The sequence below is a fragment of the Mycobacterium sp. NGS17 genome, from assembly GCF_059813205.1.
This window is the reverse complement of sequence record NZ_JCALED010000015.1, coordinates 1-25,491: the sequence shown is the minus strand read 5'-3', so window position 1 is coordinate 25,491 and position 25,491 is coordinate 1. Positions and strand designations below refer to the sequence as shown.

At 69.2% G+C, this 25,491-nt stretch carries 26 protein-coding genes and 2 pseudogenes; 5 read left to right on the top strand and 23 right to left on the bottom strand.

What is annotated here, in order from left to right; genetic code table 11:
- Nucleotides 1–77 precede the first annotated feature (77 nt).
- Complete coding sequence (locus tag AC5Y7E_RS23485; RefSeq protein WP_499919139.1) at nucleotides 78–497, top strand: MarR family winged helix-turn-helix transcriptional regulator; 420 nt, start codon at nucleotides 78–80, stop codon at nucleotides 495–497.
- 14 nt (nucleotides 498–511) lie between these two features.
- Here the strand turns inward: AC5Y7E_RS23485 and AC5Y7E_RS23480 are convergent, their stop codons facing one another.
- From AC5Y7E_RS23480 to rpsB, 3 genes are all read right to left on the bottom strand, one after another.
- The gene (locus AC5Y7E_RS23480; RefSeq protein ID WP_499919135.1) at nucleotides 512–1,915 is read right to left on the bottom strand and encodes an amidase; all 1,404 of its coding nucleotides are present in this window, start codon (nucleotides 1,913–1,915) and stop codon (nucleotides 512–514) included.
- 75 nt (nucleotides 1,916–1,990) lie between these two features.
- Nucleotides 1,991–2,806, bottom strand: coding sequence for a translation elongation factor Ts (tsf, locus tag AC5Y7E_RS23475; RefSeq protein WP_499919130.1), 816 nt, complete (start codon nucleotides 2,804–2,806; stop codon nucleotides 1,991–1,993).
- Nucleotide 2,807: 1 nt separating this feature from the next.
- The gene (rpsB, locus tag AC5Y7E_RS23470; RefSeq protein WP_499919129.1) at nucleotides 2,808–3,644 is read right to left on the bottom strand and encodes a 30S ribosomal protein S2; all 837 of its coding nucleotides are present in this window, start codon (nucleotides 3,642–3,644) and stop codon (nucleotides 2,808–2,810) included.
- Nucleotides 3,645–3,935: 291 nt separating this feature from the next.
- Between rpsB and AC5Y7E_RS23465 the strand changes: the two are divergent.
- A pseudogene (locus AC5Y7E_RS23465) lies at nucleotides 3,936–4,421 on the top strand (M23 family metallopeptidase); the annotation flags it as partial.
- Between the two features lie 12 nt (nucleotides 4,422–4,433).
- Here the strand turns inward: AC5Y7E_RS23465 and AC5Y7E_RS23460 are convergent.
- From AC5Y7E_RS23460 to AC5Y7E_RS23430, 7 genes are all read right to left on the bottom strand, one after another.
- Nucleotides 4,434–5,330 (bottom strand): tyrosine recombinase XerC, encoded by an 897-nt coding sequence (locus tag AC5Y7E_RS23460; protein WP_499919126.1) that lies wholly within the window; start codon nucleotides 5,328–5,330, stop codon nucleotides 4,434–4,436.
- Nucleotides 5,331–5,362: 32 nt separating this feature from the next.
- Nucleotides 5,363–6,523: a lactate 2-monooxygenase gene (locus tag AC5Y7E_RS23455; protein ID WP_499919124.1), complete on the bottom strand. Its 1,161-nt coding sequence runs from the start codon at nucleotides 6,521–6,523 to the stop codon at nucleotides 5,363–5,365.
- Between the two features lie 24 nt (nucleotides 6,524–6,547).
- Nucleotides 6,548–7,405, bottom strand: coding sequence for a siderophore-interacting protein (locus AC5Y7E_RS23450; protein ID WP_499919121.1), 858 nt, complete (start codon nucleotides 7,403–7,405; stop codon nucleotides 6,548–6,550).
- 34 nt (nucleotides 7,406–7,439) lie between these two features.
- Nucleotides 7,440–8,618: a DNA-processing protein DprA gene (gene dprA / locus AC5Y7E_RS23445; RefSeq protein ID WP_499919118.1), complete on the bottom strand. Its 1,179-nt coding sequence runs from the start codon at nucleotides 8,616–8,618 to the stop codon at nucleotides 7,440–7,442.
- Nucleotides 8,615–10,126: a YifB family Mg chelatase-like AAA ATPase gene (locus AC5Y7E_RS23440; RefSeq protein ID WP_499919115.1), complete on the bottom strand. Its 1,512-nt coding sequence runs from the start codon at nucleotides 10,124–10,126 to the stop codon at nucleotides 8,615–8,617. The genes dprA and AC5Y7E_RS23440 overlap by 4 nt, the downstream gene beginning before the upstream one ends.
- The gene (locus AC5Y7E_RS23435) at nucleotides 10,126–10,503 is read right to left on the bottom strand and encodes a YraN family protein (RefSeq protein WP_499919112.1); all 378 of its coding nucleotides are present in this window, start codon (nucleotides 10,501–10,503) and stop codon (nucleotides 10,126–10,128) included. Before AC5Y7E_RS23435 ends, AC5Y7E_RS23440 begins: the two co-directional genes overlap by 1 nt.
- 143 nt (nucleotides 10,504–10,646) lie before the next feature.
- On the bottom strand, nucleotides 10,647–11,627 hold the full coding sequence (locus AC5Y7E_RS23430) for an NAD-dependent epimerase/dehydratase family protein (protein ID WP_499919108.1): 981 nt from the start codon (nucleotides 11,625–11,627) through the stop codon (nucleotides 10,647–10,649).
- 257 nt (nucleotides 11,628–11,884) lie between these two features.
- On the opposite strand from AC5Y7E_RS23430, the gene AC5Y7E_RS23425 reads away from it, so the two are divergent.
- On the top strand, nucleotides 11,885–12,655 hold the full coding sequence (locus AC5Y7E_RS23425) for a GAF and ANTAR domain-containing protein (protein ID WP_499950907.1): 771 nt from the start codon (nucleotides 11,885–11,887) through the stop codon (nucleotides 12,653–12,655).
- A 7-nt stretch (nucleotides 12,656–12,662) separates the two neighbouring features.
- Here the strand turns inward: AC5Y7E_RS23425 and AC5Y7E_RS23420 are convergent, their stop codons facing one another.
- The 4 genes and pseudogenes from AC5Y7E_RS23420 to rplS all read right to left on the bottom strand — a co-directional run bounded on the left by AC5Y7E_RS23420 (nucleotide 12,663) and on the right by rplS (nucleotide 15,124).
- Nucleotides 12,663–12,968, bottom strand: a complete 306-nt coding sequence (locus tag AC5Y7E_RS23420; RefSeq protein WP_003875077.1) for a DUF2469 domain-containing protein — start codon at nucleotides 12,966–12,968, stop codon at nucleotides 12,663–12,665.
- A gap of 4 nt (nucleotides 12,969–12,972) precedes the next feature.
- Nucleotides 12,973–13,780 (bottom strand): annotated as a pseudogene (locus AC5Y7E_RS23415) (ribonuclease HII).
- Nucleotides 13,781–13,782: 2 nt separating this feature from the next.
- Complete coding sequence (lepB, locus tag AC5Y7E_RS23410) at nucleotides 13,783–14,688, bottom strand: signal peptidase I (protein WP_499950906.1); 906 nt, start codon at nucleotides 14,686–14,688, stop codon at nucleotides 13,783–13,785.
- A 94-nt stretch (nucleotides 14,689–14,782) separates the two neighbouring features.
- Entirely contained in the window at nucleotides 14,783–15,124 is a 342-nt protein-coding gene (gene rplS / locus AC5Y7E_RS23405; protein ID WP_067130769.1) for a 50S ribosomal protein L19, read from the bottom strand.
- Between the two features lie 332 nt (nucleotides 15,125–15,456).
- On the opposite strand from rplS, the gene AC5Y7E_RS23400 reads away from it, so the two are divergent.
- Nucleotides 15,457–16,434: a serine hydrolase gene (locus tag AC5Y7E_RS23400; protein WP_499950905.1), complete on the top strand. Its 978-nt coding sequence runs from the start codon at nucleotides 15,457–15,459 to the stop codon at nucleotides 16,432–16,434.
- Here the strand turns inward: AC5Y7E_RS23400 and trmD are convergent.
- The 5 genes from trmD to AC5Y7E_RS23375 all read right to left on the bottom strand — a co-directional run bounded on the left by trmD (nucleotide 16,431) and on the right by AC5Y7E_RS23375 (nucleotide 19,185).
- Nucleotides 16,431–17,153, bottom strand: coding sequence for a tRNA (guanosine(37)-N1)-methyltransferase TrmD (gene trmD / locus AC5Y7E_RS23395; protein ID WP_499950904.1), 723 nt, complete (start codon nucleotides 17,151–17,153; stop codon nucleotides 16,431–16,433). The genes AC5Y7E_RS23400 and trmD overlap by 4 nt on opposite strands.
- 13 nt (nucleotides 17,154–17,166) lie before the next feature.
- The gene (gene rimM / locus AC5Y7E_RS23390; RefSeq protein WP_499950903.1) at nucleotides 17,167–17,703 is read right to left on the bottom strand and encodes a ribosome maturation factor RimM; all 537 of its coding nucleotides are present in this window, start codon (nucleotides 17,701–17,703) and stop codon (nucleotides 17,167–17,169) included.
- Nucleotides 17,704–17,727: 24 nt separating this feature from the next.
- The gene (locus AC5Y7E_RS23385) at nucleotides 17,728–17,970 is read right to left on the bottom strand and encodes an RNA-binding protein (protein WP_003878715.1); all 243 of its coding nucleotides are present in this window, start codon (nucleotides 17,968–17,970) and stop codon (nucleotides 17,728–17,730) included.
- Nucleotides 17,971–17,978: 8 nt separating this feature from the next.
- Nucleotides 17,979–18,503: a 30S ribosomal protein S16 gene (rpsP, locus tag AC5Y7E_RS23380; RefSeq protein WP_499950902.1), complete on the bottom strand. Its 525-nt coding sequence runs from the start codon at nucleotides 18,501–18,503 to the stop codon at nucleotides 17,979–17,981.
- 262 nt (nucleotides 18,504–18,765) lie between these two features.
- Nucleotides 18,766–19,185 carry a nuclear transport factor 2 family protein gene (locus tag AC5Y7E_RS23375; protein WP_499919085.1) on the bottom strand — a complete coding sequence of 140 codons (420 nt, stop codon included), beginning with the start codon at nucleotides 19,183–19,185 and terminating at the stop codon, nucleotides 18,766–18,768.
- 58 nt (nucleotides 19,186–19,243) lie between these two features.
- Here AC5Y7E_RS23375 and AC5Y7E_RS23370 point away from each other — a divergent pair, with 58 nt between their 5' ends.
- Nucleotides 19,244–20,134 (top strand): D-alanyl-D-alanine carboxypeptidase family protein, encoded by an 891-nt coding sequence (locus tag AC5Y7E_RS23370; RefSeq protein WP_499919084.1) that lies wholly within the window; start codon nucleotides 19,244–19,246, stop codon nucleotides 20,132–20,134.
- Between the two features lie 7 nt (nucleotides 20,135–20,141).
- On the opposite strand, the gene AC5Y7E_RS23365 is transcribed toward AC5Y7E_RS23370, so the two are convergent.
- From AC5Y7E_RS23365 to ffh, 4 genes are all read right to left on the bottom strand, one after another.
- Complete coding sequence (locus AC5Y7E_RS23365) at nucleotides 20,142–20,744, bottom strand: TetR/AcrR family transcriptional regulator (RefSeq protein WP_499950901.1); 603 nt, start codon at nucleotides 20,742–20,744, stop codon at nucleotides 20,142–20,144.
- Nucleotide 20,745: 1 nt separating this feature from the next.
- Nucleotides 20,746–22,554 carry an N-acyl-D-amino-acid deacylase family protein gene (locus AC5Y7E_RS23360; RefSeq protein WP_499950900.1) on the bottom strand — a complete coding sequence of 603 codons (1,809 nt, stop codon included), beginning with the start codon at nucleotides 22,552–22,554 and terminating at the stop codon, nucleotides 20,746–20,748.
- A gap of 175 nt (nucleotides 22,555–22,729) precedes the next feature.
- Nucleotides 22,730–23,806 carry a metal-dependent hydrolase family protein gene (locus tag AC5Y7E_RS23355; RefSeq protein WP_499919077.1) on the bottom strand — a complete coding sequence of 359 codons (1,077 nt, stop codon included), beginning with the start codon at nucleotides 23,804–23,806 and terminating at the stop codon, nucleotides 22,730–22,732.
- A 65-nt stretch (nucleotides 23,807–23,871) separates the two neighbouring features.
- Nucleotides 23,872–25,431, bottom strand: a complete 1,560-nt coding sequence (gene ffh, locus AC5Y7E_RS23350; RefSeq protein ID WP_499950899.1) for a signal recognition particle protein — start codon at nucleotides 25,429–25,431, stop codon at nucleotides 23,872–23,874.
- Nucleotides 25,432–25,491 lie beyond the last annotated feature (60 nt).

The window sequence follows — 25,491 nt, the reverse complement described above, 5'->3', positions numbered from 1 at the left end:
CCCCGGCCGGCGCGCCGACAATCATGGTCTGCACAATGTGGGCATCGGGCAGCTCGAAATATGTCAATATCGTTGACATGATTCAGGCCGACGATGCTCCGCTGGGTTATCTCCTCTACCGGGTCGGGGCGGCCCTGCGACCCGAGGTCGCCACCGCGTTGGGTCCGCTGGGCCTGACCCTTCCCGAATTCGTTTGCCTGCGCATACTTTCGATGTTTCCGGGAATGTCGAGCGCCGAGTTGTCCCGCCACACCAACGTGACCCCGCAGGCGATGAACACCGTGCTGCGCAAGCTGGAAGAGGTCGGCGCCGTGGCGCGGCCGTCGTCGGTGTCCTCGGGACGCGCGCTGCCGGCGAACTTGACCGGCCAGGGCCGCGCCCTGCTCAAGCGCGCCGAAGGAGCGGTCCGCGGCGCCGACGCACGAATCTTGGCCAGGCTCACCGAGACTCAGCAGCGTGAGTTCAAGAAGATGCTCGAAAAGCTCGGATCCGACTAGCGCGATCGCGCGCCTCAGCTGGCGTCAATGCGCGCCCACGGCCGCGCCTCTTCGAGCTCGTAGGCCAATTCGAGCAGCAAAGATTCCTGCCCGATATCGGCCGACAACATCATGCCCACCGGCATCCCGTCGGCGGATTGCGCCAGCGGCAGCGAGATCGCGGGCTCGCCGGTGACGTTGTGCAGCGGGGTGAACGAAACCCAGTCGATCAGCCGGCTGACGACCTGCTGATAATCGGTGGGCGCCAGGAATCCGATGCGGGGCGTCTCGTCGGCGAGGGTGGGGGTGAGCACCGCGTCGTAGGTGCGGAAGAACTGAGCGGTGCGTCTGCGCGCCCGGCGCAGCCGCACGATCGCCATCGGAAGGCGGTGCATGTTGCGGCTGGTGTGTCGAAGCAGACCCAGCGTCAGGCTGTCCAGCTTGCTGCGATCGAACGTCTCGCCGAACAGGTGCCGCCCGCCGCTGACCTGGGCCAGCGACAAAAATCCCCAGTACATGACGAAGTCGTCGGCGAAACTGGGCGCCACCGGGGGCTCGTCGACGTGTTCGACACGGTGGCCCAGCTCCTCGAGCAGACCGGCGGACTTCAACGTCAGCTCCCGCACCTGAGGACTGCATTCGCGCTGTACCGATCGGGTCAGCACCGCGATCCGCAGCCGCTGCCGGCCGGGCCCGGTGACGTCCCCGACCGGTGCCAGCTTCGGGTTGCGCCAGATCCGTTCCGCCTCGCGGTAGAACGCCGCGGTGTCCCGCACCGAACGGGTCACGACGCCGTTGACGACGACGCCGACCGGCATCCGGCGCAGGGTCGCGTCCAGGGGCAGCCGTCCACGCGAGGGTTTGAGTCCGACCAATCCGTTGCAGGCGGCCGGAATCCGGATCGAACCGCCGCCGTCGTTGGCGTGCGCGATGGGCACGACACCGGCGGCGACGAACGCACCCGAACCCGACGACGAGGCGCCGGCGGTGTATTCGGTGTCCCACGGATTGCGCACCGGGCCCAGCCGCGGGTGCTCCGCCGAGGCGCTGAAGCCGAATTCGGACAGCTGCGTCTTGCCCACCGAGGTCAAGCCGGTGGCCAGGAACAGCTGGGTGAAGACGCTGTCCGCGACGGCATTCCAGCTCGTCCACGCGTCGGTGCCGTGCATGCTGGGCTGTCCGGCGACGTCCACGTTGTCCTTGATGAACGTCGGCACGCCGCCGAAGTAACCGTCGGCGGGATCCGCCGCGGCCGCCCGCGCTTGCTCAAAAGCCGCGTACGCCAACCCATTTAGCAGCGGGTCGACGGCCTCGGTGCGGGCGATCGCGGCCTCGACCACCTCGGCCCTGCCGACCCGGCCGGATTTCAGGGCGTCGGCCAGGCCGACCGCGTCCAGATCGCCAAGGGCATCGTCGCCGAACGCGTGCACGTGTCTCATGACACTGACGCTAGCCCGCGCGCCCGTCCCCCCGGGAGCTTTCCGGCTTGCGCCGGGGCGGATCGTGGTCAGGCCTTAAGCCTGACCCACCTCGAAGCGGACGAACCGCGTCACCGTGACACCGGCGTCGTCGAGCAGCGCCTTGACGGTCTTCTTGCTGTCGGACACCGACGGCTGCTCGAGCAGCACGGCGTCCTTGAAGAAGCCGTTCAGCCGGCCCTCGACGATTTTGGGCAGGGCCTGCTCCGGCTTGCCCTCCGCCTTGGCGGTTTCCTCGGCGATGCGGCGCTCGCTGGCCACCACGTCCTCCGGCACGTCGTCGCGCGACAGGTAGCGGGCCTTGAGCGCCGCGATCTGCAGCGCGACCGCGTGGGCGGCGTCGGTGTCCGAGCCCTGATATTCGACCAGCACACCGACCGCGGGGGGCAGGTCGGCCGCCCGCCGGTGCAGGTAGGTTTCGACGGTGCCGTCGAAGTTCGCGACGCGGCGCAACTCCAGCTTCTCGCCGATCTTGGCCGAGAGCTCCGCGATCGCCTGCTCGACGGTCTTGTCACCGACGGTGGCGGCCTTGAGCTCGTCGACGTCCGTGGCCTTCGACGACACGGCCGCGGCGACGATCTGGTCGGCCAGCGCCTGGAACTCCGCGTTCTTGGCGACGAAGTCGGTCTCGCTGTTCAGCTCGATCAGCGCGCCGCCCTGGGCCGCGACCAGGCCCTCGGCCGTCGCACGCTCGGCGCGCTTGCCGACGTCCTTGGCGCCCTTGATGCGGAGCGCCTCGACGGCCTTGTCGAAGTCGCCATCGTTCTCGGCCAGCGCGTTCTTGCAGTCGAGCATGCCGGCGCCGGTGAGTTCCCGGAGCCGCTTGACGTCGGCGGCGGTGAAGTTCGCCATTTCAGCCTTCCGTGGGTGGTGTTGGTTCGGGGGCGCCCGCAGCGGCGTCGGTGGGGGCGGTGGCGGTGGCGGAGGCCAGCAGCTCCTGCTCCCATTCGGCGAGCGGCTCGGCGGCCTCGGCTTCGGGCTTGCCGTCGCCGCGGCCGACGCCGGCGCGCGCCTGCAGCCCCTCGGCGACCGCGGAGGCGATCACCTTGGTCAGCAACGCGGCCGACCGGATCGCGTCGTCGTTGCCCGGAATCGGGTAGTCGACCTCGTCGGGGTCGCAGTTGGTGTCCAGGATCGCGATGATCGGGATGTTCAGCTTGCGGGCCTCCGCAACCGCGAGGTGCTCCTTGTTGGTGTCGACGACCCAGATGGCCGACGGCACCTTGGCCATGTCGCGGATACCGCCGAGGCTGCGCTCGAGCTTGTTCTTCTCGCGCGTCAGCATCAAGATTTCCTTCTTGGTGCGGCCCTCGAAGCCACCGGTCTGCTCCATCGCCTCGAGCTCCTTGAGGCGCTGCAGCCGCTTGTGCACGGTGGAGAAGTTGGTCAGCATTCCACCCAGCCAGCGCTGGTTCACATACGGCATGCCGACGCGGGTCGCCTCGGCGGCGACGGATTCCTGCGCCTGCTTCTTGGTGCCGACGAACAGGATGCTGCCGCCATGGGCGACGGTCTCTTTGACGAACTCGTACGCCTGGTCGATGAAGGTCAGCGTCTGCTGCAGGTCGATGATGTAGATGCCGTTGCGGTCGGTGAAGATGAACCGCTTCATTTTGGGATTCCACCGGCGGGTCTGGTGCCCGAAGTGGGTGCCGCTGTCGAGCAGCTGCTTCATGGTTACGACGGCCATGGTCATGCCTTACTTGTGTCGGTTGTCGCCTGGCATCGGGTGAGGCCGGGCCCTGGCGGCTGCTGCGATGCCGGACCCTGTTAAGGGACCGCCCGGCATGCGATTGCGTTCTCCTCGTAAAACCAGAGACGCGATGCAGACGCGCGAAGTCAGCCCGCGAACGAGCTGCGAGGAAGCAGTTTACACGGATTCAGCAGGTGGTTTTGCCACGCTTCCCCAACCGGGGCCGCTCATCCACAACAGCGGCGCGGCCGGGTAGCCATGCCGGCGCTGGCGCGCTGAACTGCCGGGATGCGGTGGAGGGTGCTGCTGCTCTGTGCGGGCCTGGTCAGCGCGGTGCCGGCGGTGGCCGCCGAGGATCGCCTGGACTGGCCGCTGCGCCCGCCGCCGGCCGTCACCCGTTCGTTCGACGCCCCTGTGCAGGATTGGCATCCCGGCCACCGGGGTGTCGACCTGGCCGGTGTTGCCGGTCAGCCGGTGTACGCCGCGGGCGCCGCGACGGTGGTGTTCGCCGGGCTGTTGGCCGGGCGGCCGGTGGTGTCGCTGGCCCACCCCGGCGGGTTGCGCACCAGCTACGAGCCGGTCCGGGCGGCCGTGCGGGTCGGCCAGCCGGTGACGGCGGCGACCGTGATCGGCGAGCTGATGGCCGGACACGCCGGGTGCCCGGTCGCGGCGTGTTTGCACTGGGGCGCTATGTGGGGCCCGGCCTCGGGTGCGGAATACGTCGATCCGCTGGGCCTGCTGAAGTCCACGCCGGTCCGGCTCAAACCGCTGAACCGCTGAATCGGCTCACGCGCGAGGGTGGGCCTGATCGTGCACCGCGCGCAGCCGCGACACCGCGACGTGGGTGTACAGCTGGGTGGTCGCCAGGCTGGAATGGCCGAGCAGCTCCTGGACGACGCGCAGGTCAGCGCCGCCTTCGAGCAGATGGGTGGCCGCGCTGTGCCGCAGGCCGTGCGGCCCCATGTCCGGCGCGCCGTCCACCGCGGCGACGGTCTGATGCACGACCGTTCGCGCCTGGCGAACGTCGAGCCGGCGACCCCGCGCGCCCAGCAGCAGCGCCGGGCCCGACTCCGCGGTCGCCAGCGCCGGGCGGCCGTCGGCCAACCACGAGTCGAGCGCCTCGCCGGCCGGCCCCCCGAACGGCACGCTGCGCTGCTTGTTGCCCTTGCCGAGCACTTTGACGAGCCGATGATGCGTGTCGACGTCGTCGATGTCCAGGCCGCACAGCTCGCTGACGCGGATCCCGGTGGCATACAACATCTCCACGATCAGCCGGTCCCGCAGCGCCATTGGATCACCTTGCTGCGCACCGGATTTGGCGGCGGCCATGGCGTCTGCGGCCTGGTCCTGGCGCAGCACCGAGGGCAGCGTGCGGTGCGCTTTGGGGACCTGAAGCCGGGCCGCCGGATCGGCGGTCAGCAGGCCGCGCCGCACGGCCCACGCGGTGAAGGCCTTGACCGCCGAGGTGCGACGGGCCAGCGTCGTGCGGGCGACACCGCCCGCCGCCGCGGCCGACAGCCACGAGCGCAGCAGGGGCAGGTTCAACCCATCCAGACCGGCGCCACGGTCCTCGATGAAGGCGAGCAGCGAGCGCAGGTCGCCGAGGTAGGCGCGGCGGGTATGCGCCGATCGATTGCACTGCAGATGCAGGTACTCGTCGAACTCGTCGAGGATCGCCTGCACTCCCCCACGGTCGCAGGGCGGAGTTTGGCGCTCTAGTCGACGCGCCGAAGCGTGTCCGGGGTGAGATCTTTGAGCGTGGGGTAGCCGTCGACGGCCATGATGAGGTCCGCTTCGGCCAGGATCGAGCGCAGCACGTGCACGATGCCGTCGACGCCCCCGAGCGCCAGGCCGTACGCGTACGGCCGGCCGACGCCCACGGCCGTGGCCCCCAGCGCGAGCGCCTTCACGACGTCGGCGCCGCTGCGGATCCCCGAATCGAACAGGACCGGCAGCCCGTCGGCCGCCTCGACGACGCCGGGCAGGCACGCGAGGGCGGGCAGGCCGCCGTTGGCCTGGCGGCCGCCGTGGGTGGAGCAGTAGATGCCGTCCACGCCGCCGTCCTTGGCGCGCCGCGCGTCATCGGGGTGACAGATGCCCTTGATGATCAGTGGCAGGTTGGTCAGTGACCGCAGCCAGCCGAGGTCGTCCCAAGTCAGCGGGTTTCCGAAGGTCGTTACCCACTGCAGCACGGTGCCTTGCGGGTCCTCTTCCGGCGGGCGTTGCAGGCTCGCGCGGAAGACCGGGTCGCTCGTGTAGTTGCTCAGGCAGAGACCCCGCAGCTGCGGGAAGTTGGCGGTGGTGAGGTCGCGCGGGCGCCACCCGGGAATCCAGGTGTCGAGGGTGACGATGATGCCCTGGTAGCCGGCGGCTTCTGCCCGCTGGACGAGGCTGGCGGCCAGGTCACGATCCTTGGGTGTGTACAGCTGGAAGAAGCCCGGGGCGTCGCCGAACTGCGCGGCGACGTCTTCCATCGGGTCGGCGGTCAGGGTGGAGACGACCATCGGGACGCCCGTGGTCGCCGCCGCGCGTGCGGTGGCCAGGTCGCCGTGGCCGTCTTGGGCGCAGATGCCGATGACCCCGATCGGCGCCATGAACAGCGGCGACGGCAAGGTCAGGCCGAACAGCTCCACCGACAGGTCGCGAGCCGCGGCACCGACGAACATGCGCGGTATCAGGCCCCAGTGATCGAACGCCTCCCGGTTGGCCCGCTGCGTGCGCTCGTCACCCGCGCCGCCGGAGACGTACGACCAGACCGACGGCGGCATGGCCCGTTCGGCCCGGGCCTCCAGCTCCGCGAACGCCATCGGCAGCGCGGGCGCCACCCCGCCCAGGCCCTTGAAGTAGATCTCGTTCTGGTAGTCGCCGAATGCCATGGGAAAGACAATGCCAGGCGGGGGTCAGGCTGACGAGTTCGCCGACTCTGCCTGCGCCAGTTCCTTCTTCCATTGCCGGAAGGTCTCTTCGGTGCGGCCGCGGCGCCAATACCCCGAGATGGACGACGCCCACTTGGCGTCCACACCGCGCTCCTTGCGGATGTAGGGGCGCAGATTGTGCATGACGGCCTGGGCCTCGCCGTGAATGAAGACATGCACCTGCCCGGGCAGCCAGGGGGCGCTCGTCACGGCCTCGATCAGCGGCGCGTGGTCGCCGGCGCGGTCCTCGGGAACCAGGTCGGCGCGCCCGCCGCGGTAAACCCAATGCACCTCGACGCCTTCGGGTGCGGTCAGCGGTATCTCGTCCTCTTGGCCCGCGACCTCGATGAACGCCTTACCGACCGCGCTGGGCGGCAAGGCTTCCAGCGCCGCGGCGATGGCCGGCAGCGCCGATTCGTCGCCGGCCAGCAGGTGCCAGTCGGCGGCCGGGTCCGGTGTGTACGCCCCGCCGGGTCCCATCAGGTAGATCGGCTGACCGGGCCGGGCGGTGGACGCCCACTGACCCGCGATGCCGTGCTCTCCGTGCACGACGACGTCGAGTGTGATGCGGCGCTTCTCGATGTCGACGTGGCGCACGGTCAGCGTCCGCACCGAGGGCTTTTTCTCCGGCGGCAGGTCGGCGAAGCTGTCGAGGGTCAGCGGCCCGGGCAAGCCGGCCACGTCGACGTCGTCGGCGACGAACACCAACTTGACGTAGGAGTCGGTGAACTTGCTCGGCACGAAAGCGTCAAAGTCGTTGCTCCCGAGCACTATCCGCACCATGTGCCGTGTGAGTTGTTCGGTACCGACAACTTCGAAGCGTTGCAGTGGTCGACCCGCCACGTGTCCTCCTGTCCAAACCCCAACCCCCGGTCGACTATACGAGTCGCGTCGTTGATACGCCCTGACCTGCGGTGACCCGTACTATTCGCCACCGCCCGTCCTGGCGCTGCACCAGGCCGGCCAGCTCGAGCATCGCCAGCGGCCCCAGCGCCAGCTCGGGCACCATGCCCGACGCGACGGCAATCTCGTCGACCGTGGCCGCGCCGCGGCCCGGCAACGCCTCATAAACGCGGCGCTCGGCGTCGCTGAGGCCGTCGAGCGGCGTCGTCGGATGCGGCTCGTCGCAGGCCAGTTCGCCGATGTGGCCGACAAGCTCGACGACATGCTCGGCGCGGGTGACCAGCTCGGCGCCGTTGCGCAGCAGGGCATGGCAACCCGCCGACGCCGACGACGTGACCGGCCCCGGCACCGCCGCGACCACCCGCCCCAACGCCCGCGCCCACGCCGCGGTATTGGCAGCGCCGCTGCGCAGGCCGGCTTCCACCACCACGGCGGCCCCCACCACGGCGGCGACCAGGCGATTGCGGGTCAGGAACCGGTGGCGGGCCGGGCGGATGCCGGGCGCGTATTCGGTGAACACCAAACCCTGCTGGCCGATCCGGTGCAGCAGGGCGGTGTGACCGCTCGGGTAGGGAACGTCGAGCCCGCCGGCCAGGACGGCCACGGTGACGCCGTCGCAGTCCAGCACGGCGCGGTGCGCCGCGCCGTCGATGCCGTAGGCGCCGCCCGAGACCACCGCGACGTCGCGCCGCGCCAACCCGCCCGCCAGTTCACCGGCGACGTGCTCGCCGTACGTGGTCGAAGCGCGCGTCCCGACCACGGCCGCGGCCCGCTGGGCGGCCTCGTCGAGCCGCACGGGGCCCAGCGCCCACAACACCATCGGCGAAACCATCGGCGCACCTCCGCCGGCTCGCGGTGCGGCACCGTGGAAGGCCGCGAACGCCAGCAGCGGCCACTCGTCGTCGTCCGGGGTGATCAACCGTCCGCCACGCCGTGCAAGCATCTCGAGATCGGCTGCGCTGCAGTCGATCTCGCGCCTAGCCTCGGTACGCCGGGCCAGGCCGTCGTCGACCAGCCCGCGCCGGATCCGCTCGGCGGCCTCCACCGGGCCGACGCGCTGCACCAGAGCCGCAAGTTCGGCGCAGGGCGGCTCGGCCACCCGGGACAGGTAGGCCCACGCGCGCAGCGCGGTTTCGCCGTGCGCCGTCGTCATCGCCGCGCCCCCGGTTGGCGGAAGCTCAGTGCGGCGGCGACTTCATCGGTCCCGGGAGACGTGCGGCCGGCCAGGTCGGCCAGGCTCCACGCGACCCGCAACGTCCGGTCGAGGCCTCGGATGCTGAGCAATCCGCGATCCAGCGCCCTTTGCAGCGGCTCCATCGCCGCGTTGCCGAGGCGGAATTTCCGGCGGAGCAGCGCCCCACTGACTTCGGCGTTGGTGCGAAATCCGTGGGGCAGCCAGCGCTGGGCGGCGGCCGCGCGGGCCCGCGCCACCCGGTGGCGGACCTGCGCCGTCGATTCAGCGTCCCCGCCCGCGAACGCCCCCGCCTTCACCTGATGCATTTCCACGCGGAGGTCCACCCGGTCCAGCAACGGCCCCGACAGCTTGCCCAGGTAGCGGCGTTTGGCCGCCGCCGCGCAGATGCAATCCTGCGGGTCAGCAGGGGCGCACGGGCACAGGTTGGCGGCCAGCACCAGCTGGAATCGCGCGGGATAACACGCCACCCCGTCGCGGCGGGCGAGGCGGATCTCGCCGTCCTCCAACGGTGTTCGTAGGGCTTCCAGCGCGCTGAGCCGGATCTCGGCGCACTCGTCGAGGAAGAGCACTCCGCGATGCGCGCGGCTGACGGCGCCCGGTCGGGCCATCCCGGACCCGCCGCCAACGAGCGCGGCGACGCTGGAACTGTGATGTGGCGCCACAAAAGGCGGTCTGGTGATCAACGGCGTGTCGCCCGACAGCAGACCGGCGACCGAGTGGATCGCCGTGACTTCCAGGGACTCGGCCTCGGTCAGCGGCGGCAGCAACCCCGGAAGGCGTTGGGCGAGCATGGTTTTGCCTACTCCCGGCGGCCCGGTGAGCATCAGGTGGTGCGCTCCCGCGGCGGCCACCTCCACCGCGAACCGCGCCTGCGTCTGCCCGACCACGTCGACCAGATCCGCCTCGGGCTCGTCGCCCGTGGGCTGCGCGTCGATCCTGCCGCCCAGGGCGCCGCCGCCGCTGAGCCACTTCTGCAGCTGCCCCAGGGTGCGGACGCCCCACACGTCGATGCCGTCGACCAGGCTGGCCTCGGCGAGGTTGTCCGCCGGAACCACCACGTCCGGCCAGCCGTCGCGCTTGGCGGCCAGCACGGCGGGCAGCACGCCGCGCACCGGCCGGACCCGCCCGTCCAGGGACAGCTCGCCGAGCAGCACCGTTTTCTCCAGCCGGTCCCAGGGTTTCTTGCGCTGCGCGGACAACACCGCGGCGGCCAAGGCGATGTCGTACACCGACCCCATCTTGGGCAGCGTCGCCGGCGACAGCGCCAGGGTGAGCCGCGCCTGGGGCCACTCGTTGCCGCAGTTGGTGACGGCCGCCCGGACGCGGTCGCGCGATTCCTGCAGGGCCGCATCGGGTAGGCCCACCAGGTGCACGCCCGGCAGCCCGGAGGTGATGTCGGCTTCGATCTCCACGATCTGTCCGTCCACGCCGCGCACCGCGACAGAGAACGCGCGTCCCAGCGCCATCAGCCGATCCCCCGCAGATGGGTGATCTCGGGGGTGCGGCGGCGCCCGACCCGTACCCCGATCACGTCGATGCGGAGCGCCGCGCAACGCTGGTCCTGGCCGGCCAGCCATAGGCCCGCCAGCCTCCGCAGCCGCAGCACCTTGCGCGGGGTGACGGCGTGGGCCAGGCCCCCGTATCCGTCCCCGGTGCGGGTCTTCACCTCGACGAACACCACCGTCGACGTTGCGTCGTCGCGGGCGATGATGTCGAGTTCGCCGTAGCGGCAGCGCCAGTTGCGCGCCACGATCCGCAATCCCATCCGCATCAGGTGATCCGCGGCCAGCGCCTCGCCCATCGCACCCAGCTGGATCCGGGTCATCGTCGTTTCGGTCGTCATGGGGGCCAAGGTGCCCCGCACCCCCGACGAGACGGGCCATCTTCGCGACCCGCGGCCGCCCGCACCGGCCGGTTATCCCCAGTCCGTCGCCCATCCACAGCCGGGCGGTGACATGCGGGTCCGGCCCGCCGACAATTGCGTTCTCACGCCCCCGCGGCCAGCGCTTCCAACGTCTCGGCCGACGAGTGCAGCGGACGCCAGCCCAGTTGGGTCTTGGCCTTGGTGGTGTTCATCACCATCGAGGTCCGCGCAGTGTGCAGCCATTCCAGCATGGACGGCACCCGCGGCACCCGCGAGATCGCCGCCGAGGCCGCCGTCGCGGCGACCGCGGGGACCCGCACGGGGCGCCCGCCCAGCGCCCTGGCCACGTCGGCCACGGTGACCACCCCGTCGCCGGCGAGGTTGTACACCCCCGGCGGCGCCGGCGCGGTGGCGGCCAGGGCGATCGCCGTCGCCACGTCGTCGTGGTGGACCAGTTGCAGCGGGTAACCCGGATCGGGCACCACGGGCTTGAGGACCGGGACGGCTTTGACCACCGCACGCACCGGACCGGGCAATTGATTCCACGGCATGGCGTCCGCCAGGGCGGTGGCGTTGGGCCCGGCCACCACGCAGGGCCGCAGAACATAGACCTCGAGGGACGAATCCTTGGTGATGTCGGCAAGCAGCGCCTCGCAAGCCGCCTTCTGCTCGGAGTAGTAGTGCTCCGGGGATCCCCGGGCGGGCACGTCCTCGGTCAGCGGGACGGGATTGTCGGAGTGGTAGCCGTATGCCGCCACCGACGAGGTGTACACCAGGCGCCGGGGCCGGTCGGCCGCCACCGTCGCCTCGAACACGTTGCGGGTACCTTCGAGATTGACTCGCGCGCTCTCGTCGCGCGAACCCATGATGATGAAGGCCAGGTGAATCACCACATCGGCCTGCGCCACCAGCGCGTCGACGGCCGCGCGGTCCAGGATGTCGCCCTGCTGGTAGCTGGTCTTCAGCCAGCCCCGCGACGACGGGTCAAACGGCCGGCGAGCCATTCCGATGATCGCGTCGACGGAGGGTTCGCGCTCCAGCGCCGTCACCGCGGAGATACCGATCTCCCCGGTCGGCCCGGTCACCGCGACGGTCACTCCCATCAGAATGTCCTTCCCTCCCGCGGCCACCTGAAACCCCGCACACGTGGTAGAACCATCTTTCCAATGTTTCGCGATCCGTGAGTCTTTGGACGTGCGATCCCCGCATCGTCAGCGGGTTTGACGGTCAACGGTGACCAGCAAGATGTTTGGATCGGAGCATCCGGACCAAACGGCGTGTAAGGCTGGTAGCGGCGGCGGATAATCTACGGCGATCGAACGCGGATAACACCGCCGACACCGCAGGAATGAGGCATGACATGGCGGACCAATCGAGGACTGGCCCGGACGCGTCCCCGACGGGCGGAGAGACGGCCGACCCGGCGACGGTGTTCGCCGCCCTCGCCGAGATCATCTATCAGGGCTCCGACGCCAACCAGATGTATGCGGCCATCTGCATCGCCGCCACTCTGACCGTCCGTGGCTGTGACCACGCCAGCGTGTTGGTGCGCGAGAACGACAAATACGTCACCGTCGGTGCCAGCGACCGACTCGCCGAGCAGATCGACGAAATCGAAAGGCGGGCCGGAGACGGCCCGTGTATCGATGCCATCGAGGAGGAGACGCCGCAGATCGACACGGACCTGACCACGCCCTCGCTATGGCCGCGGCTCGCGAAAATCCTGGTCGCAGAGACTCCGGTGCGCGGCGCGATGGGATTTCGGCTTCTGGTCGACAAGCGCAAAGGGGCCGCGCTCAACTTGTTCAGCGACACCCCGAACATGTTCGACGCCGAGTCCGCCGGCCGGGCCGCGGTGCTGGCCGCGTTCGCCAGCGTCGCCATCAACGCGGTCGCCAAGGGCGAGGATGCGACGAGCCTGCGGCGCGGACTGCTCAGCAACCGCGAGATCGGCAAGGCCGTCGGCATGCTGATGTTGCTGCACGACATGAGCGAGGACGAGGCGTTCGACCTGCTGAGGCGCCACTCCCAGGCGCTGAACATCAAGCTGGCCGATGTCGCGCGGGAGGTCATCGAGCAGCGCGGCCGGCTGCCCAGCCCCGGCGACGACCAGAATCCGGCGGATAGCTAGCGCCGGGCTACTCGGGAAGCCGCAGCTCCGGCTTTTCGACCTCTTCGATGTTGACGTCCTTGAAGGTGACCACCCGCACCTGTTTGACGAACCGCGCCGGCCGGTACATGTCCCACACCCACGCGTCGGACAGTCGCAGCTCGAAGTAGACCTCACCGTCGGCGTTGCGCGGTGTCATCTCCACGCTGTTGGCCAGGTAGAACCGCCGTTCGGTCTCCACGACGTAGCTGAACTGGCCGACGATGTCCTTGTATTCGCGGTACAGCGAGAGCTCCATCTCGGTTTCATACTTTTCGAGATCTTCTGCACTCATTCGCTCAGACGTCCTTCTCCCGGACAGCTCTCCGCGGGAATCCCGGCGCTAGCTGCCGTTCGCCGGGGCGGCAATCCTGATCCCATCTTTCCTCACCGATATCCGTCGCGCTGCAGCGGTGGGTCCGGTTGACAGTCGGCCACCACCCGCTCGCCCGACCCGTTGGCCACGCGCCGCACGTTGATGAACGAATAACGATGCTCGGCGCATGGGCCCAGCCGGGCCAGCGCCGTGCTGTGCGCCGGCGTGCTGTACCCCTTGTGCAGGGCGAAGCCGTAGCCGGGATGGTCGGCTTCCATCGCGACCATCAACCGGTCCCGGCTGACCTTGGCCAGCACGCTGGCCGCCGCGATACACGCCGCGACCGCATCGCCGCCGATCACGGGCAGCGACGGGACGGCCAGCCCGGGCACCCGGAACCCGTCGCTCAGGACGTAGCCGGGCCGGATGGACAGCCCGGCGACGGCGCGGCGCATCCCTTCGATGTTGGCGACGTGCACGCCGCGCCGGTCCACCTCGGCGGGCGGGATGAACACCACGTGATAGGCCAGCGCATACCGGCGAATCAGCGGGAACAGCCTTTCCCGGGCGGCCTCGGTCAGCTTCTTGGAATCATCAAGCGCGGCAAGGCTTTCCATCCGCCCCGGTCCGAGCACACAGGCCGCCACCACCAGAGGCCCGGCGCAGGCGCCGCGGCCGACCTCGTCGACGCCGGCCACCGGCCCCAAACCGCTGCGGTACAGCGCGGATTCCAGGGTGCGCAACCCCGACGATTTACGGATCACCGTCCGCGGCGGCCACGTCGTGGCCATGGCTACCGATTCTGTTGCGGGTTCACCGATCCCACGCCGCCCCACCGGGACGGCGGCCACACGATGAACCTTGCTTTCCCGATCACGTTGGACACCGGCACGGTTCCCGACGTCGGGTCGCCGGTGCACAGCACGCCCTTGAGGGCTTCGGCCGGCACGCTGGTGCAGTGCGCCCGCGAATCCGCCGAATGCGTGCGGTTGTCGCCCATCACCCACAGCCGCCCGGCCGGGACGGCGACGGGCCCGAACTCGCTGCCGAGGCAGGGGTACACCGACGGGTCGGCGGCCATGGTGGTGCGGTCGAGGTACGGCTCCTTCAGCGGCTTGCCGTCGACCGTCAACCCGGTGTCGGCCCGGCACTGCACCGTCTGCCCGCCGACCGCGATGACCCGCTTGACCAGGTCGTTCTCGTCGGGCGGCACGAACCCGATGAAGGACAGCGCGTTCTGCACGAAGCGCAGCACGGTGTTGTTGGACCGGATCGACTTGTAGCCGAGGTTCCACGGCGGCGGGCCCTTGAAGACGATCACGTCACCGGGCCGCGGAGCGCTGAAACGGTAGGTGACCTTGTCGACCATGATCCGGTCACCGACGCAGCCCGTGCATCCGTGCAGCGTGGGCTCCATGGACTCCGACGGGATCAGGTAGGGCCGCGCCACGAAGGTCAACATGACGTAGTAGAGGACGACGGCGATCACCGCGAGGATCGCGAACTCGCGCAATGTCGAACGCGTGGAGTCCGCCGGTTCGCCCTCGTCGGGCGTATCCGCCACCCGCTCCGGTTCGGGGACCTCGCCGGGGGTGGGGTCGGCCTCGCCTTCGCGCGTCTCCGGGTTGCGGGTAGAGACCTTCGGATCTGACTCGCCGGCGTGGGGCTCGGGCTTCGATGAATCCGCGGTATCGGTCACGAGATCAGCGTAGCCAGCGCGCGTCGTGGCCCGATCAACCGGCGCACCGGAGAAACGATGGGACGAATCAGTAGCGCCGCCAAGGCGTCCCGGCTCAGCGCTTCTCCTTGATCTTGGCCTTCTTGCCGCGCAGCTCACGCAGGTAGTACAGCTTCGCGCGGCGGACGTCACCGCGGGTCACCACCTGGATGTGGTCGATGTTGGGCGAGTGCACCGGGAAGGTCCGCTCGACGCCGACGCCATAGCTTTCCTTGCGCACGGTGAAGGTCTCGCGGATGCCGCCGCCCTGGCGACGGATCACCACGCCCTTGAACACCTGGATACGCTCCTTGGCGCCCTCGATGACCTTGACGTGCACGTTGACGGTGTCACCCGGGCCGAACACCGGGATATCGTCGCGCAGCGACGCCTGATCGACGAAGTCCAGCCGGTTCATGCGAGACACTTCCTTGAGGTCGCGGCCGACGGCAGCTACCCACACTCAGGTGTGAGGCGGTCGCCAAGCCGATGGTTTCGGGCTTTCTGGCGTATCTCGCAGCAGGCGGGAAACGGCTCAACCGGCCTGCAACCGCTGGAGACAACTGGTCAATTGTGCCAGATGGGGCGCATACCGCGGAAATCACAGCGAGTCGGCGGTTCACAGCGCGCCAAACGCGCTGGTAAATGGTAAATATGACTGGGGTCCCGCACGGGAGCGTGATGCCCGGTGCCGGTAGCGCGAGGGGGCCCGCTGCTGCACTGTGCCGATGTCACGCCGGAGGAGAGGAAATGCGGGTACATCCGCTGACGCTGATCACCGCCACCGCGGCGGTGACGTTGGTGGTTGCCGCCGGTTCCGAGGCGTTGGTCCAGGCGAAGGTGTACAGCTTGCCGGTTACCGCGCCCGTCCGGGTCGTCTCCGCGCCACCCACCTCGGCTCCCGCGCAGTCGGCCACGCTGATGGTCGAGGCGGCCGCTCCCCCGCAGCCGGCCCAGGCGCTACCGAGCCCGGGATTCGGCCAGCTGCAGGCCCGCGTCCAGCGCGCCGCCGACGAGGCCGCCGGCAGCGGCGCCGCCCTGTCGGTGGCCATCCTCGATCGGTCCACCCATCAGCTGATTGCCAACGGAAACAGCCAGGTCATCGGCACCGCCTCGGTGGCCAAGTTGTTCATCGCCGACGATCTGTTGCTGCACGAAAGCGAGGGCAAAGCGCCGCTGAGCGCCGATGACCGCCAAGCCCTGGACATCATGCTGGAGTCATCCGACGACGGCGCGGCCGAGCGGTTCTGGGGTCAAGGGGGCGGAGCCGCCATCATCACCGAGGTGGCCGCCCGCTACGGCCTGTCCTCCACTACCCCGCCCAGCGATGGGCGGTGGTGGAACACCATGAGCTCGGTGACCGACCTGATTCGCTACTACGAGATGCTGCTGGACGGATCGGGTGGCCTGCCGGCCGATGAGGCCAAGATCATCGTCAACGACCTGGCGCAGTCCACCCCCAACGGGCTCGACGGCTATCCACAGCGATTCGGCATCCCGGACGGCCTGTACGCCGAGCCGGTCGCGGTCAAGCAGGGCTGGATGTGCTGCATCGGCAGCGACTGGATGCATCTGTCGACCGGGGTGATCGGGGCCGACCGCCGCTACATCATGGTGGTCCAGTCCCTGCAGACCGCCGATGACGCTACCGCCCGCGACACCATCACCCGCGCGGTCAAGACGATCTTCCCCGAGGGCCGCATCGACGCGCCCCGGCATGGGCTCTAGCGGCCCGAATCGCCTTCGTGCTCAGAGCCTTCGGGCTCGAGTAGTTCGGGCCGGCGCTCCCGGGTGCGCTGCAGCGAGATTTCCCGGCGCCACGCCGCGATCCGCGCGTGGTCACCCGACAGCAGCACCTCGGGCACGTCGAGCCCGCGCCAGCTGGGCGGCCGGGTGTAGCTGGGACCCTCCAGTCGCCGGCCCAACGCCGGCGAGTGCGAATCCTCTTGGTGCGATGCGGGATTGCCGAGGACGCCGTCGAGCAGGCGCAGCACGGCCTCGATCATCACCACGGCCGCCGACTCCCCGCCCGGCAGCACGTAGTCGCCGATCGAAACCTCCTCGACCCGCATCCGCCGGGCGGCATCGTCGATGACCCGCTGGTCGATGCCCTCGTATCGGCCGCACGCGAACACCAGGTGGGCCTCGGCGCTCCAGCGCGCGGCCGTCGCCTGAGTGAACAACCGCCCGGCCGGCGTGGGAACAACCAAAAGCGTTTCCGCAGAGGCGATTTCGTCGAGCGCCTCGCCCCATACCGGCGCTTTCATCACCATCCCGGGTCCACCGCCGTAGGGTGAATCGTCGACCGAGCGATGCACGTCATACGTCCAGCGCCGCAGGTCGTGCACTCGCAGATCGACGACGCCGGACTGGATCGCCTTGCCGGGCAACGATTGCCGCAGCGGATCCAGATAGGCCGGAAAGATCGTGACGACGTCGATTCTCATATCGAAGATCCCGTTACAGGTCCAGCAGGCCTTCGGGCGGGTCGATCTCGATGGTTCCGTCCTCCAGCGACACCGCTGTGACGATCGCGGTCACGAACGGCACCAGCACTTCCCGATTCCCATCGCCGGACTCGCCCGCTTCGCGCCGCACCGCCAGCAGTTCACCCGCCGCGGTGTGCAACACCTCGGCGACGACACCGACCTGCTGGCCCGCGATGGTGCGCACGCGCAGGCCTTCGAGCTGATGGTCGTAGTAGGTGTCCGCCTCGTCGATGTCGGGCAAGTCCTCGGAATCGACGACGAACAGGGTGCCGCGCAGCGCGTCGGCGGCGTCGCGGTCGGCCACGCCGGCCAGGCGGACCAGCAGCCGACCGCCGTGCTCGCGCACGCTTTCGACGACACAGCTGCGTTCAGCACCGCCGCGAGAAGCCTTGGCGCGCAACGTGTTGCCCGGCGCGAACCGGGCATCGGGGTCGTCGGTGCGGATTTCCACCACCAGCTCGCCGCTGATGCCGTGGGCTTTCACCACGCGCCCGACCGTCAACTCCAAGGGAGTTCCATGCGCAGCGCCGGCCTACTGGTCGGTGTCCACCACGTCGACGCGGATGCCACGACCGCCGATCCCGGCGACCAGCGTGCGCAGTGCGGTTGCGGTGCGGCCTCCGCGGCCGATCACCTTGCCCAAGTCGTCGGGGTGGACGTGGACCTCGACGGTCCGCCCCCGGCGGCTGGTCACCATGTCCACCCGCACGTCGTCGGGGTTGTCGACAATCCCGCGAACCAGGTGCTCCACAGCGTCAACGACAACCGTACTCATCGCCGCGGTCAGCTTTCGGTGGTGGGCTCGGCCTGCTCGCCGCCCTCGGCGGGAACCTCGGCCTCAGGGGCGGCGGCCTCCGCGGGGGCCTCGGCCGCGACCTCGGGCTCGGCGGACCCCTCCGCGGCCTTCGCGGCCTTCTTGGCCGGGGCCTTCTTCTTCGGCTTCGCGGCCTCGGTGCTCGGTCCGCCGTCGGCCTCGGCCAGCGCGGCGTTGAACAGCTCCAGCTTGCTGGGCTTGGCCGGGGCGACCTTCAGGCGGCCCTCGGCGCCCGGCAGGCCCTTGAACTTCTGCCAGTCGCCGGTGATCTGCAGCAGTTTGCGGACGGGCTCGGTGGGCTGGGCACCCACGGACAACCAGTACTGGGCGCGCTCGGAGTCGATCTCGATGAGGCTCGGCTCTTCCTTCGGGTGGTAGCGGCCGATGACCTCGATGGAGCGGCCGTCGCGGCGGGTGCGCGCGTCGGCCACGGAGATGCGGTACTGGGGATTGCGGATCTTCCCAAGCCGGGTGAGCTTGATCTTCACAGCCATGGTTAAGCGATTTCTCCTGTATGTGTCACGCTGCAATTCAGCGATCGGGGCCCGATGCCCGGATCCGGTTTTGCCTCGCGTGTATGACCGGTCGGCGATGCGTAATCGCTCGGCGGACAGCCGCCCATTGTGCCAGACCAGGGGCGGCGATCAGAAATCGCGCGCGCTCAGGGACCACATCACCGCGCCCAGATTGCCGTCATGGTCGTGATCTGGTCGCGCGGCACAGCCCTGACGGCAATCTCGGCGCCGCAACCCGCGCTCACATCACTTTCTGGAAGACCTTGGTCTCCGCCCGCCTGGTCATGCGCCAGCCGTCGGGGGTGCGCACGAACTCGTCGTCGTACCAGAGTCCGCAGAACAGCACCTGGTCCTTGTCGCCGCCCAGCACCATGGGGTTGAAGCAGATCACCCGTGAGGCGGCCGTGTCCCCGTCGATCCGGACCGAGAAGTTGCCCAGCATGTGCGCGTACACCGGGAAGTTGGGCAGCACCTCGGCCAGCCACTTCTTCACCTCGGGGTAGTGGCCCTCGATGCCGCCCAGCGCCGTGTAGTCGATGTAGGCGTCGGGCGTGAACACCTTGTCCAGGTCGTCGAATCGGCGAGTGTCGATGGCGGTGGAGTAATCCACCAGAAGCTGCTGTATTTCGAGGCGGTCGGAGATTTCGGCCAGGCTCAACATGCAACGGACAGTACTGAAGATCTGTCGAGACCAGGGATGGAAGTTAGACTTTTCGGCCATGCGGAAGCTCACGGCCCTGGGATTCAGGATGGCCGCCACCCTGCTCGCGCTCGGTACCTGCACAGCCGTCACCATGTCGACTGCGTCGGGCGACAGCACGCAGCCGGTCGGCTCGATTCCCATTCCCGACGGCCCCGCGCAGACGTGGATCATTGCCGACCTCGACAGCGGTCAGGTGCTCGCCGGTCGCGACCAGAACGTGGCGCACCCGCCGGCGAGCACCATCAAGACGCTGTTGGCGCAGGTGGTCCTGGACTCGGTGAGCCTGGACTCGACCGTCGTCGCCGACGTCGCCGACACCCAGGTGGAGTGCAACTGCGTCGGCATCAAACCGGGCCGCACCTATACCGCCCGCCAACTCCTCGACGGCCTGCTGCTGGTCTCGGGTAACGACGCCGCCAACACCCTGGCGCACATGCTGGGCGGGCCGGACGTCACCGTCGCCAAGATGAACGCCAAGGCGGCCTCGTTGGGTGCCACCAACACGCACGCGGCGACGCCGTCCGGCCTGGACGGCCCCGGGGGTTCGGGCGCGTCGACGGCGCACGACCTGGCGGTCATCTTCCGCGCGGCGATGGCCAATCCGGTGTTCGCGCAGATCACCGCCGAGCCGTCGGCGATGTTCCCCGGCGACAACGGCGATCACCCGATCACCAATCAGGACGAACTGCTGCAGCGCTATCCCGGCGCGATCGGCGGCAAGACCGGCTTCACCAACGCCGCCCGCAAGACCTTCGTCGGGGCCGCCGCACGCGGTGGCCGCCGGCTGGTGATCGCCATGATGTACGGGCTGATCAAAGAGGGCGGGCCGACGTACTGGGATCAGGCGGCGACGTTGTTCGACTGGGGATTCGCGCAGAGCCCGCAGGCCGGCATCGGCTCGCTGTAGCTTTTCATCAGGAGTCGGCACCCGGCAGTGCCGCGGCCAGCAGCGCCATCAGCACCGGAATGCGTTGCGCCGCAATGTCGGGCTGCGGCAACACCCCCTCGATCACGGCGGCCCCGTCGAACACGTTGCGCATCAGCGCCGCCAGGACCGGGACGGTGCCCCGGGGGAATGCGTCGACGCCGGGCAGCGCCCGCGCGGCCTCGTCGATCTTCGCAGCATACTGCGCGAGCTCGTGTTGCAAAGTGTCCCTGAGCTTTTCGTCGGTGCGCGCCGCGACCGTGAGCTCGTAGATCACGGCGTTGATCGGGCGGCTGGTGATGTCTCGCAGGATCTCGAGCACCGCTTGCAGCGCCGGGCGGTCGGCCGGTATCTCGGCGACTCCCTTGGTGAACGACTCCAGCTGACGGCGCAACACCTCCGAGGCGGTCGCGGCCATGAAGTCGCCCATGGTGTCGAAGTGCCGGAACAGCGCACCGCCTGAGACCCCGGCCCGCTTGGCAATGACCGCCGCCGACGCCTTGGCGTAACCGACCTCGATGATGGTGGCGATGCAGGCGTCGATGAGCCGCCCGACGGTCTCCTCGCGGCGCTGCTGCTGAGTTCTGGCCATGTCAGGCGGTGACTTTCGGCACGTCACGCTCGCGGCGGGCGCTCTGTCTCGCCCGCAGGTACCGGCCCGACCGCACGAATTGCCCGTAGCCGTCCCGGAATTCGCCTTTGGAGTGGCTTCCACCGTAGACGACCACACCGCCCACACCGGTGGCGACGACGGCGTCGTTGTTGCGGTTGACCATGCGCCGCAGGCCGCCGTAGAACGGCACCGCTTCTTCGTAATAGCCGTCGACGGATTCGTTGAGTCCGGCCGGGTCGATCACCACGAAATCCGCACGGTCACCCTGCCGCAGCGTGCCCGCGTCGACGCCGAACCATTCCCCGAGTTCACCGGTGAGCCGATGCACCGCGCGCTCGATCGACATGAAGGGCGCGCCGGCGCGATAGGCGTCCCGGGCGCGCTTGAGCATCCGCAATCCAAAGTTGTAGAACGCCATGTTGCGCAGGTGCGCTCCGGCATCCGAGAAGCCCATGTGCACGCTGCCTTCGTTGGCGAGCGCGTCCAGCAGCTTGGGGCGATGATTGGCGACGACCGTCGTCCACCGGACGTTGCGTTCACCGTTTTCGACGAGCACGTCCAGGAATGCGTCGAGCGGGTGCAGCTTGCGCTCGTCGGCAATCACGCCAAAGCTCTTGCCGATCAACGACTTATCCGGGCATTCGACGATGACCGCGTCGTGGAAGTCGCGGTGCCACAGCGACGGTCCGAGCTTGACGCGGTCGAACTCGCGACGGAACCTGCGGCGGTAATCCTTATCAGCCAGCAACGCGTTGCGCTCCAACTGGTCTCGCAGGTGCAAGGCGGCCGTTCCGGCGCCGAACTCCTCGAAGACGGGCAGGTCGATTCCGTCGGAGTACAACTCGAATGGCACCGGCAGGTGCTGGAATCGCACATCAGAGCCCAACAGCTTGTTCAGCAGACGAGTCCCCGGACCGAACACGTACACCGACAGCGGCATCGACTTGGCGTCGGCGGACACGAGCATGCTCATTCGAACGCCCTTGCCCCAGTTGAGCAATCGGCTGCTGGCCAAAAAGAAGAGCATTCCGGTCGACGGCTTCGCCACGTTGGGGGCGCTTTGCAGGATGCGGCCGCGCTTGCGCAGGACCTTGATCAGTCTGCGCCGTTCCCGCCAGGTCGCGAAGGTGGACGGCAGGGCGCGGGAGCGGAACCGTTCGCCGTCGAGCTTGTCGATGGGCGCGTCCATCCCGGACATGCCGAGCACTCCGGCGTCGAGGGCCTCCTCCAGCAGTTGGGCCATCTTCTCCACCTCGCGCTGGGTGGGACGCACCGTGGAGTCGGTGGCCCGATCCAGTCCCAGCACCGCGGTCCGCAGGTCCGAATGACCAAGCAGTGAACCGATATTGGGGCCCAGCGGCAGCGCGTCGATCGCCTCGATGTACTCCGCGGCCGTCGACCAGGTCCGGCGGGAATCCAACGCGCCGAAGACGTATTCGCGCGGCACCGCCTCCACCCGGCTGAACAGGTCGGCGGCGTCCTGGGAATCGGCGTAGACCGTCGACAACGAGCAGTTGCCCAATAGCACCGTGGTGACGCCGTGGCGCACCGACTCGCGCAGCCCGGGATCCAGCAGCACCTCGGCGTCGTAGTGGGTGTGCACGTCGAGGAAGCCGGGAACGACCCACTTGCCGGCCGCGTCGATCACCTCGGGGCAGCCGGTCTCATCCAGCGGCTCCGCGCAGACCGTGGCCACGATGCCGTCGCGGATGCCGAGCGTGCGCGTCAGGGGCGCGCTGCCCGTGCCGTCGAACCACAATCCGTCGCGGATGATGACGTCGTAGGCCATGGGTCCCCTCTCGTTGCTGCCGGAACGCTAACATAGATAGCAAGCACTCGCAATCTTTTCCGCCAGGCCTCCGGAGTTCCCGCGATGGTTAGTGTGCGACATCGAGGGGCGCCGGCGTCGCAATCCCGGTCGTCTCGGCGCGGCGGGCCAGATGTGCGATGACCCCGTGGTGCGGCTAAGCCGGTGACCGGAAGATGTTGCCGCGCAGCATGATCAGGTCGGGAGTGTTCAGCACGGCGGCGCTCGAGCGCGGGTCGCTCGAGTAGCACAGCAAGTCCGCGGAGGCCCCGTGATAGAGGGCGGGCCGGCCGAGCCAGCGGCGCGCGTCCCAGCACGCCGCGCCCAGCGCCTCGGTGGGGCTCATGCCGATGCTCTTGAGCGCTTCGACCTCGTCGGCGATGCGCCCGGGGGCGACCATGGTGCCGGCGTCGCTGCCGGCGTAGATCGGCACGCCCGCCTCACGGGCCGCCGCGATCCGGGACAGCCCGCGCGCATGCAGGTCACGCATGTGCGCCGCGTAGGCCGGATACTTCGAGGCGGCCTCGGCGATCCCGGGGAAGTTTTCGATGATGTTGACCAGCGTCGGGACCAGCACGGTGCCGTGCTCGACCATCAGCTCGATGGTGTCGTCGTCCAGGCCGGTTCCGTGCTCGATGCAGTCGATGCCGGCGCTGATCAGGCCGGGCAGCGCGTCTTCACTGAAGACGTGCGCGGTGACCCGGGCGCCGTGGGCGTGCGCGGTCTCGATGGCGGCCTTGAGCACGTCGTCGGACCACAGCGGGGCCAGATCGCCGACGCTGCGGTCGATCCAGTCGCCGACCAGCTTGATCCAGCCGTCGCCGCGCCTGGCCTCCTCGGCCACCGCCTGCGGCAGTTGCCATTCGTCTTCCAGCTCGCGCGAGAAACCCGCGGCATAGCGCTTGGGTCTGGCCAAATGCTTTCCGGCACGGATGATTCGGGGCAGATCGTCGCGGTCGTCGAGGCTGCGGGTGTCGGTGGGCGACCCGCAGTCCCGCAACAGCAACGCGCCGACATCGCGTTCGATCTCGGCCTGGGCGATCGCGTCGTCCAGCGGGATCTCGCCATGCTCGCCGAGGCCGACGTGGCAGTGGGCGTCGACCAGCCCGGGCAGAATCCAGCCGCCGTCGAAGACAGTGTCGGCTCCGGCGACGGGTTCGGCGCTGATCCGGCCGTCGACGATCCACAGTTCGATCTCGGTCTCGTCGGGCAGCCCCACGCCCCGCACGTGCATGCGCACCGTCGGCTAGTTCCGATGGTGACGACCCGCTTCGCCCGGCACCGCCGCGCTCGCGATCGTCACGATTTATTGCCCGGGAACTTCAGCTTGGACAGATCGAAGTCGGCCAGACCGGGCGGCAGTTCGTTGAGGCCTTCGGGCATCTGGGACAGGTCGGGGAATCCGGCCGGCATGCCCTGCATCAGGGGGTTCCGCGCCTTCGGCGGCGTCGGGCCGCGTCCGCCCTTCTTGCCCTTCTTGCCCGCCTTGCCCTTGGCCCCCTTGGACTTTCGCGTCGCCGACTTGCGGCCCAGACCGGGGATGCCCATGCCGCCGAGCATCGACGACATCATCTTGCGGGCCTCGAAGAAGCGGTCCACCAGCTGGTTGACCTCGGACACGGTGACGCCCGAGCCGTTGGCGATGCGCAGCCGCCGCGACGCGTTGATGATCTTCGGGTCGGCGCGCTCGGCGGGGGTCATGCCGCGGATGATGGCCTGCAGGCGGTCGAGCTGGCGGTCGTCGACCTGGGCCAGCGCGTCCTTCATCTGCCCCGCGCCCGGCAGCATGCCCAGCAGGTTGCCGATCGGGCCCATCTTGCGGATGGCCAGCATCTGCTCCAGGAAATCCTCGAGCGTCAGCTCGCCGGTGCCGATCTTGACCGCCGCGGCCTCGGCCTGTTCGGCGTCGAAAACCTGCTCGGCCTGCTCGATCAGGCTCAGCACGTCGCCCATGCCCAGGATGCGGCTGGACATCCGGTCGGGGTGGAAGACGTCGAAGTCCTCCTGCTTCTCGCCGGTGGAGGCGAAAAGGATTGGGACGCCGGTCACCTCGCGCACCGAGAGCGCCGCGCCGCCGCGGGCGTCGCCGTCGAGCTTGGTCAGCACCACACCGGTGAAGCCGACGCCCTCGCGGAACGCCTCGGCGGTGGTGACGGCGTCCTGACCGATCATCGCGTCCAGCACGAACAGCACTTCGTCGGGATTGATCGCGTCGCGGATGGCCGCGGCCTGGGCCATCAGCTCGTCATCGATGCCCAGCCGGCCGGCGGTGTCGACGATGACGACGTCGAAGTGCTTGGCCTGCGCCTCGGCGAGTCCGGCCGCCGCGACGGCGACCGGGTCGCCGGGCCCGGATTCGGGGGACGCGCCGGGATGCGGCGCGAAGACCTGTACCCCGGCGCGCTCACCGACCACCTGCAGCTGGTTCACCGCGGCCGGGCGCTGCAGGTCGCACGCCACCAGCAGCGGGGTGTGCCCCTGTCCGCGCAGCCAGGCGGCCAGCTTGCCGGCCAGCGACGTCTTACCGGAACCCTGCAGGCCGGCGAGCATCACCACGGTCGGCGGGGTCTTGGCGAACGCCAGCTGGCGGGTCTGTCCGCCCAGGATGCCGATGAGTTCTTCGTTGACGATCTTGACGACCTGCTGCGCCGGATTGAGGGCGCCGGAGACCTCGGCGCCCTGGGCGCGGTCCTTGATCCGGGTGACGAAGGCGCGCACCACGGGCAGCGACACGTCGGCTTCCAGCAGCGCCAGCCGGATTTCGCGAGTGGTGGCCTCGATATCAGCGTCGGTCAATCGACCCTTGCCGCGTAGCCCTGCCAGGGCACCGGTCAATCGGTCGGACAGCGATTCAAACACCCCGCCAGCCTAGTGGCACTGCAATCTGGCGCTAGCGTCACGCTGGCGTGGCCCACGGCG

Coding starts and splice junctions, on each gene's coding strand:
- AC5Y7E_RS23485 (WP_499919139.1), top strand. CDS start 78: ATGATTCAGGCCGACGATGCTCCGCTGGGTTATCTCCTCTACCGGGTC.
- AC5Y7E_RS23480 (WP_499919135.1), bottom strand. CDS start 1,915: ATGAGACACGTGCACGCGTTCGGCGACGATGCCCTTGGCGATCTGGAC.
- tsf (WP_499919130.1), bottom strand. CDS start 2,806: ATGGCGAACTTCACCGCCGCCGACGTCAAGCGGCTCCGGGAACTCACC.
- rpsB (WP_499919129.1), bottom strand. CDS start 3,644: ATGGCCGTCGTAACCATGAAGCAGCTGCTCGACAGCGGCACCCACTTC.
- AC5Y7E_RS23455 (WP_499919124.1), bottom strand. CDS start 6,523: ATGGCATTCGGCGACTACCAGAACGAGATCTACTTCAAGGGCCTGGGC.
- dprA (WP_499919118.1), bottom strand. CDS start 8,618: ATGACGACGGCGCACGGCGAAACCGCGCTGCGCGCGTGGGCCTACCTG.
- AC5Y7E_RS23440 (WP_499919115.1), bottom strand. CDS start 10,126: ATGGCGCTGGGACGCGCGTTCTCTGTCGCGGTGCGCGGCGTGGACGGA.
- AC5Y7E_RS23435 (WP_499919112.1), bottom strand. CDS start 10,503: ATGACGACCGAAACGACGATGACCCGGATCCAGCTGGGTGCGATGGGC.
- AC5Y7E_RS23430 (WP_499919108.1), bottom strand. CDS start 11,627: ATGGGAGTGACCGTCGCGGTGACCGGGCCGACCGGGGAGATCGGTATC.
- AC5Y7E_RS23425 (WP_499950907.1), top strand. CDS start 11,885: ATGGCGGACCAATCGAGGACTGGCCCGGACGCGTCCCCGACGGGCGGA.
- AC5Y7E_RS23420 (WP_003875077.1), bottom strand. CDS start 12,968: ATGAGTGCAGAAGATCTCGAAAAGTATGAAACCGAGATGGAGCTCTCG.
- rplS (WP_067130769.1), bottom strand. CDS start 15,124: ATGAACCGGCTGGACTTCGTCGATCAGGCGTCGCTGCGCGACGATATC.
- AC5Y7E_RS23400 (WP_499950905.1), top strand. CDS start 15,457: ATGCGGGTACATCCGCTGACGCTGATCACCGCCACCGCGGCGGTGACG.
- trmD (WP_499950904.1), bottom strand. CDS start 17,153: ATGAGAATCGACGTCGTCACGATCTTTCCGGCCTATCTGGATCCGCTG.
- AC5Y7E_RS23385 (WP_003878715.1), bottom strand. CDS start 17,970: ATGAGTACGGTTGTCGTTGACGCTGTGGAGCACCTGGTTCGCGGGATT.
- rpsP (WP_499950902.1), bottom strand. CDS start 18,503: ATGGCTGTGAAGATCAAGCTCACCCGGCTTGGGAAGATCCGCAATCCC.
- AC5Y7E_RS23375 (WP_499919085.1), bottom strand. CDS start 19,185: ATGTTGAGCCTGGCCGAAATCTCCGACCGCCTCGAAATACAGCAGCTT.
- AC5Y7E_RS23370 (WP_499919084.1), top strand. CDS start 19,244: ATGCGGAAGCTCACGGCCCTGGGATTCAGGATGGCCGCCACCCTGCTC.
- AC5Y7E_RS23365 (WP_499950901.1), bottom strand. CDS start 20,744: ATGGCCAGAACTCAGCAGCAGCGCCGCGAGGAGACCGTCGGGCGGCTC.
- AC5Y7E_RS23360 (WP_499950900.1), bottom strand. CDS start 22,554: ATGGCCTACGACGTCATCATCCGCGACGGATTGTGGTTCGACGGCACG.
- AC5Y7E_RS23355 (WP_499919077.1), bottom strand. CDS start 23,806: ATGCACGTGCGGGGCGTGGGGCTGCCCGACGAGACCGAGATCGAACTG.